This window comes from Gilliamella sp. X-46, assembly GCF_057063525.1.
In genome coordinates this window covers 1-19,756 of sequence record NZ_JBXSQH010000012.1, presented here as the reverse complement: position 1 = coordinate 19,756, position 19,756 = coordinate 1, and the positions used below count along the sequence as shown (strand labels likewise).

Sequence of the window (19,756 nt, the reverse complement as noted above, 5' to 3'; positions counted from 1 at the left end):
TGTATATGCTTCCAGAATTACGCAATTATGGTCAAGAAGTGACACTAATTATGAATAGTGGCATTCAGTTTCTTGATTTTGCACTTAAAATCGATTGGAAAGATAATCAATGGCGCAGTAAAGTTAATGGGGCTTTTATTGACCCATCAGAAAGTGGCGCACTCATCAGGTTGATTGAAGATGTGGAAAGTGGTCAATTTTTTACACCTGATAATCCAACATTTGCTGTCAAACCAACACAAGAAATTAGTGTTGATCAGTCGTTAAAATTATACGATGGTATTTGGTTACCTGTACCTGTTTTGCGTTCAATACCGCCAGAACGCTTTGATCAAGGGCCGCATAATTGGAGTCGAGTTCGAATTGTTAGTATTCCTGAAGGTGAAGATCCTGATGGCAATACACATCGAATTACGTTTGCTTTTGATACAAAAGTATTTGCTAACTTACAAGATGTGGCTTACCTTGCTCCAACCGAAAATGATGTGATGACTGGTGCAGTCTTTAGTTTAGCACATCGTTCAGATCAGGTTTCATGGTATTTAGAGCTTAAATGGATAACCAGCTGGTTAATTGATCTCTTTCAAGAGTTAGCACCACAATCTGAACGGTTAAAGATCCATAAAGATGATCTTAATAAAGAAATTAAAAGTAAATCTTATTATGGACACTACCTAAATATCATCCATTTACTTGCCGATTCATTGCAATTACCGACAATTAAAATTGTGTCAAACAATAAAGATGATGTGGTGAAATCAATTCCTGTCGATATGATTTTAGATGTGGGTAACTCACGCACTTGTGGGATTCTAATTGAAGATCATGCTCAAGATAAAGATAGCTTAAATCATCGTTATGAGCTTGAAATCCGTGATTTAACTCAGCCTGAGCATATCTATAATGAACCGTTTGAAAGCCGAGTAGAATTTGCCCAAACTTTTTTTGGCAAGGAACATTTTTCTTTGCAAAGTGGACGACGCGATACTTTTCGTTGGCCAAGTATTGTTCGTGTTGGTCAAGAAGCAAGCCGACTTGCTAGTCGGCGTGAAGGCAATGAAGGTGCAACGGGACTTTCAAGCCCAAAACGTTATTTGTGGGATCAAGATAAATATGAACAAGGGTGGCGTTTTAACTCTCATTATGTAAAAAGTGATCATGAACCATTTGCAACAGCAGAGCCTTTTTCTAGTTTAATTAATGAATATGGTGAAGCGTTGCATATTCTTAGCAATGATATTCAAGACGAGTATGATCGCAAAATGCCGGTTTTCCACCCAAAATACTCTCGTAGCTCCTTGATGACGTTTATGTTATGTGAAGTATTAATGCATGCATTAATGCAAATGAATAGTGTTGCTCAGCGCAATAAACTAGAGCATGCGAAAACACCACGTAATTTGCGTTCAATCATTTTAACGATTCCACCAGCCATGCCAAAACCTGAACAAGCAATATTTAAAAGTTGCGTATATCAAGCGATTGGTTTGGTTTGGAAAAGCCTTGGTTGGGATAGTTCAGATGACAATATTGATTTCAATAATCCTGAGCAATTAAAAAGTGTTTGGCCAAATATTCCTGAAGTTTATATCCAATGGGATGAAGCGACTTGTGGCCAAGTTGTGTATCTTTTTAACGAAACACAAAATAATTATAATGGGCGATGTGAAGAGTTTATTGCATCAATGATCCGTCCAGATAAAACCAATAAGCAAAAGCTAACTATTGCAACGGTTGATATTGGTGGCGGCACGACAGATTTAGTGATTAACGATTATCAATTAGACTATGGCATTAACGGACAAGCCAATAGTAGTAATGCTTATATTGTGCCAACACAGCGTTTTCGTGATGGATTCAAAGTGGCTGGTGATGATATTTTGCTCGATATTATCCAAGATACCGTTATAACAGCTTTAACAAATGGTTTGAAACAAGCTGGAATTGCAGACCCTAACCCAATTTTGTCTACAATTATTGGCTCTCAGCAACTATCAATTCAAGATGCGGTATTACGCCAGCAACTTACCTTACAGTTATTTACACCAATTGGGTTACAAATATTAAAATCGTACGAACTTTATGACCCATTACACGCTGAGCAACATGTCTATCGCTCTACTTTTGGTGAATTATTACAATATAATATGATGACCGATAACGTGCTTAATTTTATTAATGAACCCATTAAGCGCGCATTAAATAATCCTGATTTTTCAGTACTTGACTTAAGTATTGAGATTAATCTTAAACGTATTCATTATTTGTTTATTCGGGGCGATTATTACAATATTTGTAAAACGTTTGATGCGTTATCCGAAATTATTAGTTGTTATCAGTGTGATGTTCTTTTGTTAACTGGTCGTCCTTCGCGTTTACCGGGTATCCAAAGTTATTTCAGATCACGCTTATCCATGCCTGCTGGACGAATTTTACCTTTGCATGGTTATTATACTGGTGGTTGGTATCCTTTCCACAAACAAGAAAGAATTGATGATCCTAAAACAACGGCAGCCGTGGGGGCGATGCTGTGCTTTTTAAGCAAGAATTTACGATTACCTAATTTCTATTTTAGATCTTCTAATATAGATTTATATTCAACCGTTAAGTACATTGGACTTTTAGATAATCTTAATATGATTAAAAAAGAAAATGTCTATTACCAAGATATTGATCTGGATAATCCTGATTATGATTTTCCTGATCTCTCATTTGAAATTCGAGGCACTACAAGACTTGGCTTTAGGCAACTTGAAGTTGACCGTTGGCCGGCATCGCCTATCTATATTTTAACGATTGAAAACAGTGAGGTAGCTAAGCGATTAAGTGCTGAAGGCGTCGTGCTAGAAGTGACTCTGGGCATAAAAAATAAACAAAAAACGGTCGAAAATTTTTATATTAAAGATGTAAAAGCTTCTGATGGGCGAGCCTGTAATAAAAATCAGGATATTAAACTCAGTTTAAATACCATGGTTAACTCGGGGTTAATAAGTACGCAATATTGGCTTGATAGTGGAATGATAAAACGATGAAAAACTTAAACGAACAACTGCCTAAATCTTGGGATCAGGTCTATCAAGCATCTGCAAAGGCCATTGAGTGGGTGAATCAAACACGTCATTCATCTAAACGTTTAAATAGCGAAGCGGATAACTTAATTTTGGATTTGCGGCGGTTACGTAACAGCGCAAAACGATTGGGAGATGTGTCAACGAAATCTGTTGCAGTTGGTTTTTTTGGATTATCACAGGCCGGTAAATCTTACTTAATTTCAGCACTTGCAGCCGGTGAAAATGGTAAGCTTGAAACGGTTGTCGATAATGAAGTGTTAGATTTTATTGACCATGTTAATCCCGTAGGTAGTGGCAAAGAGGCGACGGGGCTTGTCACTCGCTTTAGCCGTATTGCCAAAGGTGGCATACCTAACTATCCATTAGAATTAAAATTGTTTAAAGAGATCGAAATTGTCAAAATCTTGATAAATGCTTATTTTAAAGATTTTGATCAGCAAAAAGTATCTAATAAAATTGAGTTTGCACCGTTAAATCAGACAATTCAACGCTTGGAAAATCAGAAACAAACCAATTATGTCGGTGGTATTAGCGAGGATGATATTGTTGATCTTTACGATTATTTATCTGAAAACTTTGGTAACTCGCTTGAAGAATTAAAAGGCGGATATTGGGAAAAAGCAACGCACCTTATTCCTTATTTATCAGTAGCAGAGCGTGGCGAGCTGTTTTCTGTCTTATGGGGGGGAATTACTGAACTGACGATAATTTACACTCAATTAGCCACCACATTATCAAGTTTACACCATGCTGAAACTGTGTATGCGCCGCTTTCAGTATTAGTGAAAGATAATAATGGCACCAAGTCGCAAATTGACAGTATTATGAATGTCGATATTCTTGAGCGATTAAATACCGACAAAGATTCATCGATTACCATAACGCCGTTAAATAGTGAACCAACATCAATATCTTTAGCGCAATTGGCTTTTTTAACCGCCGAATTAATTTTCCCATTAGTCAATAAAACCAGAGTGCCAACTTTTGAAAATGTGGATTTACTTGATTTTCCTGGATATCGAGGTCGTTTAAATTTGATATCGATTTCAGATGTGAAGGAAGGCAACCCTATTGCTCAGCTTTTATTACGGGGTAAAGTTGCTTATCTTTTTGAAAAATATACTGATAGCCAAGAAATGAACGTGCTAGTTGTTTGCACGCCGTCAGATAAACAATCTGATGTTAATGATGTTGGTCCAGTACTTGAGCGTTGGATCGATAAAACCCAAGGTGAAACTGCTGAAAAAAGAGCGACGAAAAAAGCAGGATTATTATGGGCAATTACCATGTTTGATAAACGCATTGGTACCTCATTAACTCTATCAGAAGACAATCTTAAAAATAGCTGGGGTAAAGGTGGATTACTTCAGCAAACTATTTTAGAACGCTTTGGTAGTTACGATTGGTTAAGTAACTGGTCTAACGAGCATCAATTTAATAATGTTTTTCTTGTCCGCAAACCGGGATTTGATGTACCGTTTTTAAATGTCGAGCCGAACACTTGCCAAGAGCAATCTTATAATGAAAATTATCAAGATAAAATGAATTTATTAAGAAATACATTTGTGCAAAATAGTGATATCAAACAGTACGTGTTCCAGCCAGAAGAAGCATGGGATGCCATGTTAAAACTTAATGATGGTGGTATAGGGCGAATTAGCCAATACTTAGAACAAGTTGCTATTACCGAAGTCAAACAGCAACGAATTGTTGAACAACTTAATGAAAAAATTGAATATATTATTAATATGCGTTTTGATACTTGGTATCAAGCGGACAATGATGAAGAACTAGCCAAGAAAAAACAAATTATTGCTGATGTTGTTAAAGAGTTACAGAGCAAAGCACTATTATTAGGCGAGCTACTTAAAGCGTTTGAATTGCCGGATCAAACCATTAGAGCGCTTTATCATTCCAATACTGTCGAAAATGAAACTCAGCAAGCTGGCAATGATAATTTATTAGATAATTTATCCAATGATTTTGGTTTAACTGCTGATTTTGAACTATTTTCTGATGTTAATTCATCATCAACCACCAAACAAACCACAATATTACCTACCGAATCAAAGTTTGCAAAAACAGTTTTTTCGGCATGGTTAGAGCATTTAAGAAATATTGTGCTAGATAAGCATATCTTGCAGTTTTTCGGTATCAATCAAAAATCGCTCTCTTTTATGGTAGAAGAACTGATTACTGCTGCAAATCGAATAAAACTTGAAGCAAGTTTAAGCGAACGCATTTTGAATAATGAAAACACAGGTAGTAAACGCGATGATCTAGAGTCTAGACAAGTCAGCACTATTCATACCTTACTGGCAGACTTTATTGCTTGGCTTGGTTTTATTCAAGGGCAAACAAGTGATATACCAATGAGCAAAGTTAATCAGGGGAAACCAATATTTTCTTCACCACTAAGCGAATTTAATGTGCAATCATCGCATTTGTTACCAAAGCTGGACGACAACACTAAAAATTATTCTCAGTATGCAATATTTGATTGGTTTATTGCCTTTGCTATGCTTGCGCAAGAAAATGTAGGGCATCATGCAGGACGCGAAATTAGCCAGGAACAAAATAGCCGATTGGGCGAAATTCTTGCTTTTTTCAAGCAATCGCGGATTAATTAAAAATAACAAAGTATAGTAGGAAAGTCTTTTTGAGCGAAAAGACCTTTCCTATTCAATAGCTCAGATAAACAATACTCACATATTTGAGTATAAAAATAGAGGATATCATGGCATTAAGAATAGAATTAGATGGTTATAAACCCGGTATTGCGAAGTTTTTAGCTCAAAAATGGAGTGGTAGTTCTGACATTGATATGCTTATACAACGAAATCAAGACGGCTATTATTTATCGGGTTTGAATCAATGGAGCCCTGAAAAAAACTGGCACTCCGTTGAAAATATGTCTGTTGATAATGGACAACTAACAGGACAAATTGGTGAATGGCTGGTCGACTCTTTATTATCACAAGAAAGTCAGATTCGATTTCTTATACAAATTCGTGATAAGCAAAATGAGAATTATGTTGATGGGGGCGTTGTAAGTATTGCTGATTCGGTTCTTGCATCAACCGCATTAAACTTGCAAACCGCATTACCAAATGACGAGCAAACTATAGCGCAGCCAGATCCTGTTAGTGATTCTATTATTGAAGATCAAACACCATTAATTGAAGAATCTAGCATTGACGCTGAAAATGAAACGTTAGCCGAACCTATCGAACCAGAACCAGAAATAATACCAGTGGAACCAGTTAAATCGAAAAGTCGCCTAGGGTTAATTGTGGCTATTATTATCGGTTGTATAGTACTAATTGGACTTGGCATGGCTGCATGGTATTTTTTATTTTACAAAAATCAATCACAACCAACACCACCAACTCCAGCAGTGCAAATTAGTGGTCAATGTAGTTTGAACAACGCCTCTACTGATGATTTAACCTTTATTCAACAATGTTTACAGACCAAGCCAGAGACGGATGCTATTATTCAAATCATTACTGAAGCTAAAAAAACTGAAAAATGTAATATTGCTCAGCGGTTATATGCAAATCAGGCTCAAACTAATCCTAAAATTGCGATGTTATATGCAAAAGAGTATGACGAAAAATATTATGAAGCAAATAATTGCTTTAAAGCAGATAAAGAAACGGCTATTTATTGGTATGAAACGTCTTTGACCAATGATGCAAATAATACGTTCGTTAAAGATCGTTTAACCGAATTACAAAAATAATGAGGAGCAAGAATGAATAAGCTAGCTATCTCGAAACTCATTGGCACACTAGGTCTAACATGCCTACCTTTGGTAGGGTTTGCAACTGAGCCACTTAAACAGGCTGGAAAAACAACCCTATACCAACGAGTACTAAGTACCCCAACGTGTGAATTAAAAAACAATATTACCGATGCTACAGGCAAATCCTTGCCTGCATTTTCCCGTTATTATGTTTATGAACGCAAAAATGACAATAATCAAGAGTGGCTTAGTGTTGGTCCAGATTCTTATGGAAAAACCATTGGTTGGATTAATAATTCATGTGCGATAGCTTGGAATATGCAAATGACATTGGTTTTTACAAATCCAGTTGATCGTGATCCTTTGCTCTTTTTTAAAGACAAGGCTGCATTAACGGCGATTGTTGATGCAGACAAACCTGAAGCTTTATTAAAACCTATTCGTGATGCATTAAAAGCAAATAAACCCGCTTTAGAAGTAGTGGCTCAAGAGCCGAAAGAGTTCGTTGATTTTAAAAGTAACTTCTATTTATTACCTATTTTACAAGGTGAAGAAGTGATGAATGGGCAAGGGTTTTATGAGCGAGTATTAGAAGTGGCCTCAGTCAGTAAACAAGAATCATTGATAAAAAATAACACAAAACCAACAACTACCCAAACGACTGATGATAGTGCTAACCAAGTAGCTCCTTTTAAAGCCGCCATAGTGTTTGTTATTGACTCGACTATTTCTATGGATCCTTATATTTCAAGGACTAAGGAAGCGGTAGAGCGAGTTTATCAACATATTGAAAAAGAAAATTTGCAAAAACAAGTTAAGTTTGGATTGGTTTCATTTCGGTCAAGTTTAAAGGCATCAGATAAGCTTGAATTTGTGAGCAAAATTTTTGCGGATCCTAATAAAGTTAAAGATAAGGAAGACTTTAAACAACTGAGTTCTTCGCTTAAACAAGCTACCGTTTCTACCTCGTATTTTGCTGAAGATTCTTATGCTGGTGTCGCTCAAGCATTAAATGATATTAATTGGAATAGTTTTGGTGCGCGTTATATGATTTTGATAACCGATGCGAGTGCAATTCCTGGTGATGATAAGCTCTCTAGTACAGGCATGGATGCGGCGCAATTAAGACTTGAAGCTCAGCATAAAGGTGTTGCGATTTATGCATTACATTTAAAAACGCCAAGTGGTGCAAAAGATCACCAAATTGCGGCCGCACAATATTCAGACTTAACGTATAACGATTTTATTCATAAATCACTTTATTACCCAGTGAATGCAGGTGATGTAAATGAGTTTGGTCACAAAGTTGACTTGCTAGCAAAAGCATTGTCTGAACAAGTTAAACTTGCTTATAAAGGTGAAGCCTCTGTTGGTAATGCCATCAATGCAAAAGACGATAACTCAGACATGTTAAAAGATGCATTGCTACTAAGCAAGGCCATGCAACTGGCTTATTTGGGCGATGTGAAAGGCACTCAAGCGCCGTCAGTTTTTAAAGCATGGATTGCCGATAAAGATTTTGTCAAACCGACTATTCCAACAGCAGAGCCACGTATATTATTAACAAAATCGCAACTAAGTGATTTGAGCGATGTGGTTAGCAAAATTGCTAATGCGGCTAATGATGGATTGATTTCTGCCGATGATATGTTCTCCCAGCTTCGTTCTGTTGCGGCTGCAATGGGGCAAGATCCAAGTAAATTAAAATCTGATTCTGTCACAAAAATTGCTGACTTAGGTTTGCTGGGGGAATATTTAGATAATATCCCTTATAAAAGTGATGTCACTGGACTTGATCAAGATACATGGAAAAGTATGAGTGGGCTTGAACAAGAAAAATTTATCCGTAATTTAAACAGTAAAATTCGCTATTATCAAAAATGTAATGCGGATGTCGATCGTTGGATTTCATTAGCTGACGGCAGTGATCCTCGCGAAAATGTTTATCCTATACCATTAGAAATGTTGCCGTAAAATGTTAAATATTAAGCAATTATCGATTTCACGCTCAACAGGCAAATCCTTTTTTAGCGTTTGCCTGCCTACGCTTACTGTCCAAGCGGGTGAAGTTATTGTGATTCAAGGTGATAGTGGTGCGGGTAAAAGCACTTTACTTGAAATGGTGGGAATGATTTTAAAACCAGACCAAATTGATGGTTATAACTTAATTGTTGATAATTATGATATTGATATCGCAACGCTAATCAAGCAAGATAAAATCGAAGAACTTGCTGATATTCGCGCTCAATATTTAGGCTTTATGCTGCAAACCGGTGGATTACTGCCATTTTTGACGATTCGTGACAACATTTTATTATCGTTGAAGTTATTACAAAAAAAAGTGGATAATAGCCGGTTTGGTTATCTAGTGGAAAAACTCAATATCGTTCATTTGCTCAATAAATATCCTAAACAGTTATCAATTGGTGAAAGGCAACGGGCTTCTTTTATTCGTTCTATTATTCATAAACCAGCGTTGTTACTTGCCGATGAACCGACTTCGGCATTGGATCCCTATAATGCAAATTTACTGTTTGATTTAATTATTGAACAAGCTCAGCAAGATAAAATTGCGGCCATGATTGTCACACATGACTGGCAACGCATAGCTAATAAAAAATTATTTACTTTATCGGCCAAGTTAACCTCGCCACAATCATCAGAATTTTCACCGTTACAAGATAAGGCGTAAAAAATGACTAAAGCAATATCAAAATGGTTACTTGTTACTCGTTTATCGTTAGCGGATTTATGGTATGACAAAAAAGTATCATTTTGTATTATTGCCTCAGTAATATCAGTGATTACCCCCTTGTTATTGTTATTTAGTTTAAAGTACGGGGTTGTTTCGCAGCTTCGAGAACAATTACTCAGTGATCCGCAAAATTTAGAAGTAAAAATTGTGGGGAATTTGCAACTTAAAGATGAAATGTTTGAGTGGATAAAACAGCAACCTGAAACAGCTTTTGTGATTCCACTCACGCGTTCATTAAATACGCAAGCTGATTTAATGAAAGATGCTAGCCATTTCGTCAATAATGCCGAAATTATTCCCACGGCTAAAGATGATCCAATAACAAAAAATTTGTCATTACCTAATAATAAAAAACAAATTTTATTAAGTTCATTATCAGCCGAAAAAATGCAAGTCACGATGGGAAGTCGTGTGAAAATGGTGATCACAAGGCAGCTTGATGGAAAACTTGAAAAAGGAATGACGGAATTAGAGGTAGTTGGCATTATTCCCGAAAATCGTTATAGTCGTGCAGCGGCTTTTGTTTCTTTAGATTTACTGATTGATATGGAAAACTATTATGATGGATATCAAAGTGATGTTTTTGTGACTTCTACTGGACAATTAAATCCACCTAATCATACGTCGTTTGCGCGAGCCCGTATTTATGCAGACTCACTGGATAATGTTGCTCCATTAGCATTTAAATTACGAGAAAAACATATCGAAACACGTACCGAGGCTAATGCAATTGAAAACATGCAAGCGATTGATCGAGTGCTTAATTTTATTTTTAGCGTTATTGCCATTACGGCAGTATTGGGATGTATTTTATCATTTACCGGGTCATTTTTATCGAATATTGAACGTAAACGCAAAGATATTGCTTTTATGCGATTACTTGGATTTCGCTCGAAAGGCATTATGCTTTATTTAATTAACCAAGCAATGATTTTGAGCTGTTTCGCTTTTATAATCTCTTGTGGACTGTTTGCGGTAGGAAATTGTGCTTTTAATTTAGTTTTAGGTAAAAATTTACTTTCACAATCCGTTGTGAGTCAATTACAATTTTATCATCTTATTATTGCATTTTTAGTGACTTTATTTATTTCAGCGGGCATTGTGGTTATAGGAGGGCGACGTGCTATTCAAATTCAACCAGCAGAAAGCTTACGTGAAGCATAATTATACCCGATTAGCTTGTTGGGGATTGGCTACAATTAGCTTACTGCCGGCATTAAGCTTTGCTGAACCTTGGGACAGTAAATTTTATAATCCCAAGCCTGCAAAAGATGATGTGATTTTACCGATGCCATGTGACGGTAGTTTAGTGATGAAAAAGGTATTTACCCCTACCAATAAACCGCTAGATGATGTCAAAGTCATTTTAGGAAGCAATCAAAAAGAGCTCGGTTTTGCCGAGTATGCCACGCCCAATTATATTGCTGGTAGCTTTTCTGACTCAGGTAAAGAGCGCTATTATTTGATAGGTAAATATGAGATTACCGCATTGCAATATCAATCCGTCATGAATGATACTTGCCCAACTCCTAAAGTGAATCTTTCCTTTCCTATCACGGATATTAGCTGGTTTGATGCGATTGCTTTTACAGATAAATATAATCGTTGGTTAATTGAAAACCAGTCAAAAATAAAATCAATTAATTTACCTAATGGCTATGTCCGTTTACCCAATAATACGGAATGGGAATATGCCGCGCGTGGTGGCTCAAAAGTGACAGAATCGGAATTTAGAGAATCACGATTCCCTATGACTAAAAATCTCGAAAGTTATGCGTGGTTTTCTGGTGCCAAGTCTGCTAATGGTAAATTGCAACTTATTGGTAGGTTAGATCCTAATCCCCTAGATCTGTATGATATTTTAGGTAATGCGAGCGAAATGATGTTTGATTCGTTTAGAATGAATAAACTTGATCGCTACCATGGCCAACAAGGCGGAATGATTGTTCGTGGGGGCAGCTATTTAACGCCCGAATCTTCAACTACCAGTGCTTTTCGTACTGAAAAGCCTTTCTATGATGATGAAAGTGCTTATAAAAGTAAAGATGTTGGATTTCGCTTAGTTTATACAACTGAAGTGATGAATTCGAACGATAAAATCAAAGAGCTAGACAAAGAATGGAGTCAATTAGGTAGTGAAACGGACAGCGCAAAAAATGGTAATGTTGTCAGCGAGCTTGAAAAAATTACTAAACAAGTTGACGATGAAAAAACAAAAAAAGAATTAAATCAACTCAATGCTCTTTTACGTAGCGCTAATCAAGCTCGTGATGAGCAACGAGATCGTTCTATACAATCGGCATTACAATTAGGTGCATTTTTGTGTGCTAATGTTTCAGATTTGAATGGCAAGTTTGAGTATAATGATAATTTATATAAAACAATGATTAATGAAGTTTGTGATCCAAAAGAAACAGATACTTTGGATGATGACAATATGTGCTCAAAAGTGAAGCTAGATAATTTAAAACAGGTTGTTGATGAGTCTAAAAGTGCTCGGGACTTTATATTGAAATATTATTCCGATACGATTGTTAATACGGCGTCAAATTATGAGAAAAATACGATTAATGATCAAGTTAAATCAACACAATTTATTCTAGAAAATAGCGGCAAAGCGAATATGAGCGATTATTTAAAACTCTATTTCAAACATATTAATCAATATATTGAATCGGGAAAGATCGAGCGAACAGCTTGGCTACAAACGTGTAATGAGATAAAAGGAAAAAAATGATGAATAAAATTATAGTAACGCTGACTTTATGTATATCCCTTATTTTAACAGGGTGTCAAGGCTCAGGAGGAGTAAGTTCTAGAAATGTTGACCCAGCATTAACAAAAAGTAATACGGCTAAATTTTTTAGCAAATCAGCTTGGCAATCTTGTGCTATCGGTGCCGGTTTAGGCGGTATTGGCTGTATGTTAGCAGGTGGAAAAACAGGGGTATGTCTTGCGTCTGCAGCGGTTGGTTGTGGTGTTATGATGGGGGCTAACTATTATCTAGACAGTAAGCGAGCTGAATATGCTGATGATGAGACGCGTTTAGATGTTTATATTCAAGACGTTCAAAAGAACACCTATGAAGTACAAGCGGTGACTGAAACAGCTAAAGCGGTATTAGATAAGAATTTAGCAACACTTAATGTATTAAATAATCAAATAAAAAATGACACGCTAAATAAAAAACAGGCACAAAATGATTTAACACAAATTGATGCAAATATTGCTTATTTAAGAGACAAATTAAAACGCATGAAACAAGTTGAAAATGATTGGGTTTCAATATCTTCTGAAGAACGACAATCAGGTGTTAGAGTATCAAGACTGGATCAACAAATCAGTCAATTACATAAACAAATTGCAGTACTTGAAAATCAAATTAATCTTGTGACTAAACAACGTTCAGCAGTTAAGGTTAGCTAATTATGAAAAAAAGATATCTTCTATTACTTAGTCCATTTATTTTTTTAGCTGGTTGTTCAACAACGCCAGAACAGTGCGATCCGACTAATACCAACATTGGAATAATGGATAAGATCAGCTGTAATTATTCAGGCAATTATCAGGCTCGAATTGATCAGAAAAAACAAATTCTAGAAAATGAAGTAAGAGCTAATCAGCAGTTTAAAGAGATTTATGCCACCATCGAGAAGCAAAAAAATGCCACCTCGTTAAGCATTAAACAGAAAAAGGCACAGCAGCAAAAGTTGAAAACGGATTTGACTAAACTGACCAATGAAGTAAAACAAAAAGCCAAAGGTCGTGACGACTTGCAGGCTCAAGTAAAAGATATTGAACAGCAACTAAATAAGGTCAACAATTCAAATAGTTCTGAACTTGAAAAACAAGTTGAGCTTGAAAAGTTAAATAAAAAGCTGCAACAATTGCAAAAAGCACTGAATATATAAATATATTTTTATGAAATCAATGTTTAAATAAAACAGAAGCTAAATAAAAGGGAATGAATTAGCAATGCAGCGAATAACAAGAATTATTTTTGATCATAACCATTCTGAAAAGATGCCTTTATTTGATCAATATAATTCTTTGTTAGCATTGCTAAAACCGCATTTAACTGAACGTACTTTTTCGATTTTAGCTATACCAAGGTTGATTGATGATAATCAATACATTGGATGGTACAGCCCTTTAGAAGGGCAGCCTATCTTATTGAGTGAAATTAGCGATCAATCACATAAAGCTAAGATAGAAAAAACGTTACAAAATCGTATTAACGATATTGAAGCTACGGTTAAGTTAATGTCATTAACAGCTGAGCAGCAGGCATTTATTTCATCATGGTTACCTAGAATTAAAAGTTTAGGTAACTATATTTATGTGATTAATGATGACCCAGTTATTGTCAATACCTTTGAAGATCCCATTTTACCTGCACCAGTTCCAGTTATTCCACCAAAATCATTTTGGCGTTGGTGGCATTTTTTACTTTTAGCCTTATTAATCCTTGGTTTATTGGGTATTCTTTGGTATTTATTTTGTCCATATGGAAAAGAAAAGCCAGTGATTGCTGATGTGGAACCTGTCATTACTCAGCCTGTTGAAGAAAAGAAACCCGATCCAGTTGTTGAGCCACCTAAAGAGGAACAACCCGTTGTAAAATCGGAACCTGAACCGATACCAGAGCCAGCACCTAAAAATTGTATTACTCGTGAAGAAATTGCCAATAATACTGACAAGCCTAAAATGGTTATGATATTTGACAATTCAGCATCAATGTCATTGACATTGATGGAGTCTCAAGCCTCCATTAATCAATACTTAAATTCTGATTGGTATTCAATGACCGAACAAGAAGCTGATGCATACGAAAAACGTATGACACGTTTACCTAATCGTTTATCAAGTAGTAAAAAGGTTGCATTATCGACGGTTGATAAAATACAACCCGATGTTAATATTGCGTTAGTTACCCTTTCTGCTTGCCCTGCTGCACAAACTACCTCTTTTTATCATTATGAAAATAGAGGTAAGCTAAAAAATAAAATTAATCAGTTAAATCCATTAGAAAATAACAGTGCAACGCCTTTATATAGTGGTGTAAAACAAGCTAGTAAAATGCTTGATGGCGTAAACCATGATGATTACATCTTAGTAATTAGTGATGGCGAAGATAATTGCACCAAAGCGAATATTTGCACTTTAGCCAGCAAGATCGCAGCTCAACAACCCCGTCTAAAGATAAATATTGTCGATATTGCTGGACAACATAAAATTGACTGTGTAGCGGAAAAAACAGGAGGTAAGGTTTATATCGCTCAAAATCCAACACAGATAGTTAAACAAATGAATAATGCCGTTTCGAATATGAATATTAGTAAACCGATATGTGAATAATTATTTACAAATAATACTAGATAATTGAATATCTCGTTTTTGGTATCGTAAAAACGTTTCAAGTTACTGCAATTTTAGTATAAGAATAATAGTCAACTGCAAGGAATTAAATCAATAATGCAACGAATAACGCGGATAGCCTTTGATTATAATAACCCAGAGAAGATATCTCTATTAGAACAGTATCATTCCTTACTATTATTATTAAAATCACATTTAACCGATCGTACTTTTTCGATTTTAGCATCACCAAAGCTAATTGATAACAATCAATACTTAGGGTGGTATACCAACCTTGAAGGGCAACCACTTTTACTTGATAGTATTGCTGACAAATCGTATAAAAATAAGATAACCAAAACGTTACAAACACGTATTAATGATATTGAAAATGCTGTTAAGCTAATGCCATTAAGCGGTGAAGAGCGAAGTTTAGTTTCAGCATGGCTTCCAAGAATTAAAAGTTTAGGTAACCAAATTTATGTGATTAATGATGAACCGGTTATTGTTAATACCTTTGAAGAACCGGTTTTACCTGCAGCAGTCCCAGTTATTCCACCAAAGCCATTTTGGCGTTGGTGGCATTTTCTACTTTTAGCCCTATTGCTTATTGGTTTACTTGGTATTCTGTGGTATTTATTTTGCCCATTTGGTAAACAAAAGTCAGCGGTTCGCCATCCAATGGCAGTTGTTGTAGTAAAGAAACCTGAACCCAAACCTGAACCTAAACCAGAACCTAAATCGACCCCTGAGCCTGTTAGTGAGCCAAAAGAAACTGTGCCAGAAGAACCTACGCCAACAGTAATCTCTGAGCCAAAACCAAAACCAAAACCAAAACCGGTGCCACCACCAGCACCAAAGGTAAAAAATCCACCTAACTGTGTAACCAAAGAAGAGATGAACAAAGATCCTAATCCATCTAAAATGGCAATAGTATTTGATAATTCACCATCGATGACAGTGACATTGGATGAATCGCCATCAGAGGTTGAGCGATACTTTGGATATTTGTGGGATGGTTATGGCCGTAATATGTCAGAGGAAGAAAAAATCAAATACGAAAAGCGTATGACGCGCTTACCAACTCGCTTATCAGGTAGTAAAAGTGTAGCAACTTCTAGCATTGACAGCATACAACCGAACATTGATATATCGCTAGTAAGCTTAACAAATTGCCCAGCAGCCGATGTTTCGCCATTTTATAAGTACACTAATCGCGTGTCACTAAAGCATAAAATTAACCAATTAACACCCTCTACAACAAGCGGGGCTGGAACACCTTTATATAGTGGTCTAGAAAAAGCCAGTAAAATACTAGATGGTATAAAACGTGATGATTATATTCTTATTATTAGTGATGGCGAAGACAGTTGTACAAGAAATAATATTTGTACTTTGGCTAACTATATTGCTGCACAAAAACCACGATTAAAAATTAACATTGTTGATATTGCTGGCGAACATAAAATAGATTGCATTGCTAATGCCACCGGAGGAAAAGTCTACATAGCCCAAAGTCCACAAGATATGATTAAACAAATGAACAATGCGGTCTCAAGTTTAAAAATCAACAGGCCAATATGCCAATAAAAACAAAATAGGGAGGGATAACTACTGTAGGTTACCCTCCCAAACAATCCTTATCATCAACAAATTTGGCTAAAATTTATTGAAAATTACATTGATTTTATTTAATTTAAAAAAAGCTTCAAACCATAAAGTAATATCCATCAAATCAAAGTATAATTAAAGCTAGTCTTAACAACTCTTTGCAAACTACTTGAGTTTAAATCTCTTTCAAATGCGATTAAAAAAATAAAATAGGAATTTATTTCTAAAAATGGATAGCTCACTATTTAATTGATTATTTTTTATTTTAAAATCTAATAAATATTGACTAATCTTTTAATTTTTATCTATTTAATTTTATTATTGTTTTTTAATATTTCCTTACTATTCTTTGCAAAAAATCCCATCCGGATTTTATGTTTAACGGCTATACTTATATATCAACTAGATTTATTTGACATCCTATTAATATTATTAACAGCGTTGTTGCTATTGGTTTTTTCATTGTAGTACAGCGTTATTGTTCTAGTTTTAAAACGCATGGAGCATCAATACTAAAAACTTGGTACGCCCAATAAGGATTGTTGGGCGTGCTAACCACATTCTATTAGCAGCATATTCTCAAGATAGAAAAAGACAAACACAATATCCTTTAGGTAGGAAAGCTAGTTTTTATAAAGGGGCATTTTCATAAAAAAATAACCCACAAGACATCAACAAAATCTCAACCTTATCAAGTTAACAAAACTTTACAAATATTTAACAAAAAAACTAGCGCATAATTAATCAACCGGTTATAATTTAAGCGCTTTAAAAGCAAGGGAAAGCTCGTCAGTCGAGCGGTTAATTATAAAAAGTGTAAATAAAACAAAAAATTACTTGACAGGATAATCGAAATGCGTTACCATGTATGGCACATGGCACATGGCACATGGCCTGCCAAACCTATGCCTTAAATCTTTTTCAATTTCATCGTAGTCTAAATCAGACACAGTTCTTATTTTCATCACCGAAGTCATTTCGCGTAGCGAAATCGACGCCGTCATCGAGGTTTTTTCAGGCGATGTTTTCGGCGGGTTCTTCGGCAAAATTATCGTCGATATCCAAGTGGTTATTAAGACCGCCATTACTATCCAAACCGCCATTATGGTTTAGACCTTTATTGTTATCTAAATCGGCATTATTCTTTGCGTCATTGTTGTTATTGTCATATACGCAGGGGGTAGAGGCGTTAACGGCACATACATCAAGGGTTATAGAGGGGAGTGCGCCGTATTTAACGTTCGACGGTGGTCGGACAAAGGCAACTAATACGGACACTTTTTTTGCAATAGAGTTGCCGAATGGTAGAACTATCACGCCTTCAACTAACACATCGAGTTCGACAAATCCGATAATGGTTCCTGCTGGAATAACATTTAATGATATTCATATGGTAATACCGTCGGGTGCAACATATACCACTTTAAGTCGTCTAATGAGCCAAATGAGTTGGGGAGATGATGATGGTGATGGTCAGGGTACAAATGGTGTTACTGCAACAGGTATTATAACGTTATCAATAAAGGATAAAGATGGCACAACTGTTAGTCGTGATGATACATTAAGTAAATGTAGTGCCCCTTATAAGGTAACCTTAAGTAGTGCAGGGGGAAGTATAACTACCTGGTATGGTGTGCCGAACAGTAACAATTTTAGTGGAGGTGCTGTGACGTATTACATCGAACCGAATTCTTCTGGTAGTTGTTACTTTGTCCAGTACGCAAGGCCAAATCTTATTTATGGCGGAGGCAAGTACGCAGGTCCATCTGGCATGTGGGATTCTACTAAGGGTTTTTTAACTCAGTCTAATGATTCATCATCTTACGACCGAAACTTTCCAACTACGGGTGCGGATGGATTGTCCTTTGATTTACTTATAGATGGAGTTGATGCAAGTCAGTTGACGTGGTCTCCGGTCACTCGTGGTGGAATAACGGCTACGGTGACAAGTGTAACAGCTAATAATAATTGGATTCCTAGTGTTGATAGAGGAAAAATTGTCGCACGAGTTAAGTTAAGTGGTCCTAGGGCTGATAGTACTCAGATAAATTCAGATAATCCTAGTCCTCTAGAGGCCCCCCTTTTGCCACAGACATTTGAGTTGGTGGGTAGGGATAGTCGTGGCAATGTGGCGGTTAAATATGGATTTGTGTTACAGAAGTGGTTCGTCCATCGCGGTGGTAGACAGGCTAGTCGGTCTGGCCAATACAATTGGTGTAGTCGTTTGGGTTATCGTTTGCCAAAATTAAGGGATTTAACCACTGCAACCAGTATTGTAAGTAATGGAGGTTACAGTCGTCGCATAGGTGCTGGGCTTTTCTCTGAGTGGGGCCACATGGGCTACTATGGTGTGGGCTTCACCCCCTACCTCTACTGGACAAACGACATGTCAGTCCGCACTGCCCATCCGGAGGACGGCCAAGTCTACGGCTCCAATAGTACCGACAACTCTTTTTTCGCTGTTTGCGCCACCATACCTTAGCTTTTATTTCTTAGTCTTTAATTCTTAGGCCGCGGGGGCGGTTATGGTGCCTGAGAGGACAATCTAACAAAGAATAAAGCCCCCGCGTCAGTTGGGACATTTTCTCTTAGGGTTGTGCTGTTGCGGCGAAGCCACAATCGCGCCGCCCCCGCCGCCGGCGCTGAAAGCGTGGTCGGCAATCCTAGTGATTACGCTGTAGCTATTTTATTCACCCAAGCTCAAAACGTCCTAAACCTCTGCGCAATTTATTCTATTCACCAAAACAAAAAAAGGCCTAATTTTCCGTCCAAAATCAGTCAGAAAAGGTATTGATTTTATTAAAGTTTTTTCTGGCTGTTTTTTATCCAAAAAACCTCACCAAAACCATTCCCCAAAACACGCCACCAAAAGCTCAACCTTATACGCTTAACAAAACTTTACAAATATTTAACAAAAAACCTAGCGCATTATTACTCAACCGGTTATAATTTAAGCGCTTTAAAAGCAAGGGAGTGCTCATTAGTTGAGCGGTCAATTATAAAAAATTCAAATAAAACAAAAATTTACTTGACAGGATAATCGAAATGCGCTATCATAATCGGCATCTGGCATCTGGCATCTGGCCTGCCAAACCTACGCCCTAAATCTTTTTCAATATCATCGTAGTCAAAATCAGACTCCATTCTTATTTTTATCACCGAAATCATCTAGCTTAGTGAACTCGCCGAGTTTATCGGTAGGGTTGTTGTCGA

Annotated in this window: 12 protein-coding genes; all 12 read left to right on the top strand. The window is 36.5% G+C overall.

Annotated features, from left to right (window positions below; genetic code table 11):
* The first annotated feature begins 5 nt into the window (after positions 1–5).
* The 12 genes from ACYIAJ_RS08225 to ACYIAJ_RS08170 all read left to right on the top strand — a co-directional run bounded on the left by ACYIAJ_RS08225 (position 6) and on the right by ACYIAJ_RS08170 (position 19,025).
* Complete coding sequence (locus ACYIAJ_RS08225; protein WP_483564631.1) at positions 6–3,032, top strand: virulence factor SrfB; 3,027 nt, start codon at positions 6–8, stop codon at positions 3,030–3,032.
* Entirely contained in the window at positions 3,029–5,701 is a 2,673-nt protein-coding gene (locus tag ACYIAJ_RS08220; protein WP_483560529.1) for a putative virulence factor, read from the top strand. Before ACYIAJ_RS08225 ends, ACYIAJ_RS08220 begins: the two co-directional genes overlap by 4 nt.
* 107 nt (positions 5,702–5,808) lie before the next feature.
* Positions 5,809–6,816, top strand: coding sequence for a hypothetical protein (locus tag ACYIAJ_RS08215; RefSeq protein ID WP_483560528.1), 1,008 nt, complete (start codon positions 5,809–5,811; stop codon positions 6,814–6,816).
* 12 nt (positions 6,817–6,828) lie between these two features.
* Entirely contained in the window at positions 6,829–8,793 is a 1,965-nt protein-coding gene (locus tag ACYIAJ_RS08210) for a vWA domain-containing protein (RefSeq protein ID WP_483560527.1), read from the top strand.
* Between the two features lies 1 nt (position 8,794).
* Positions 8,795–9,511, top strand: a complete 717-nt coding sequence (locus ACYIAJ_RS08205) for an ABC transporter ATP-binding protein (RefSeq protein WP_483564630.1) — start codon at positions 8,795–8,797, stop codon at positions 9,509–9,511.
* Between the two features lie 3 nt (positions 9,512–9,514).
* A complete protein-coding gene (locus ACYIAJ_RS08200; RefSeq protein WP_483560525.1) occupies positions 9,515–10,738 on the top strand; it encodes an ABC transporter permease in 1,224 nt (407 codons plus the stop codon).
* On the top strand, positions 10,728–12,311 hold the full coding sequence (locus tag ACYIAJ_RS08195; protein ID WP_483564629.1) for an SUMF1/EgtB/PvdO family nonheme iron enzyme: 1,584 nt from the start codon (positions 10,728–10,730) through the stop codon (positions 12,309–12,311). The genes ACYIAJ_RS08200 and ACYIAJ_RS08195 overlap by 11 nt, the downstream gene beginning before the upstream one ends.
* Positions 12,311–13,000, top strand: coding sequence for a hypothetical protein (locus ACYIAJ_RS08190; RefSeq protein WP_483560523.1), 690 nt, complete (start codon positions 12,311–12,313; stop codon positions 12,998–13,000). The genes ACYIAJ_RS08195 and ACYIAJ_RS08190 overlap by 1 nt, the downstream gene beginning before the upstream one ends.
* 2 nt (positions 13,001–13,002) lie before the next feature.
* Positions 13,003–13,485 carry a hypothetical protein gene (locus ACYIAJ_RS08185; RefSeq protein ID WP_483560522.1) on the top strand — a complete coding sequence of 161 codons (483 nt, stop codon included), beginning with the start codon at positions 13,003–13,005 and terminating at the stop codon, positions 13,483–13,485.
* Positions 13,486–13,549: 64 nt separating this feature from the next.
* Positions 13,550–14,932 carry a vWA domain-containing protein gene (locus ACYIAJ_RS08180; RefSeq protein ID WP_483564628.1) on the top strand — a complete coding sequence of 461 codons (1,383 nt, stop codon included), beginning with the start codon at positions 13,550–13,552 and terminating at the stop codon, positions 14,930–14,932.
* A gap of 117 nt (positions 14,933–15,049) precedes the next feature.
* Entirely contained in the window at positions 15,050–16,522 is a 1,473-nt protein-coding gene (locus ACYIAJ_RS08175; RefSeq protein WP_483564627.1) for a vWA domain-containing protein, read from the top strand.
* A gap of 889 nt (positions 16,523–17,411) precedes the next feature.
* Positions 17,412–19,025, top strand: a complete 1,614-nt coding sequence (locus ACYIAJ_RS08170; protein ID WP_483564626.1) for a hypothetical protein — start codon at positions 17,412–17,414, stop codon at positions 19,023–19,025.
* Positions 19,026–19,756: the final 731 nt, after the last annotated feature.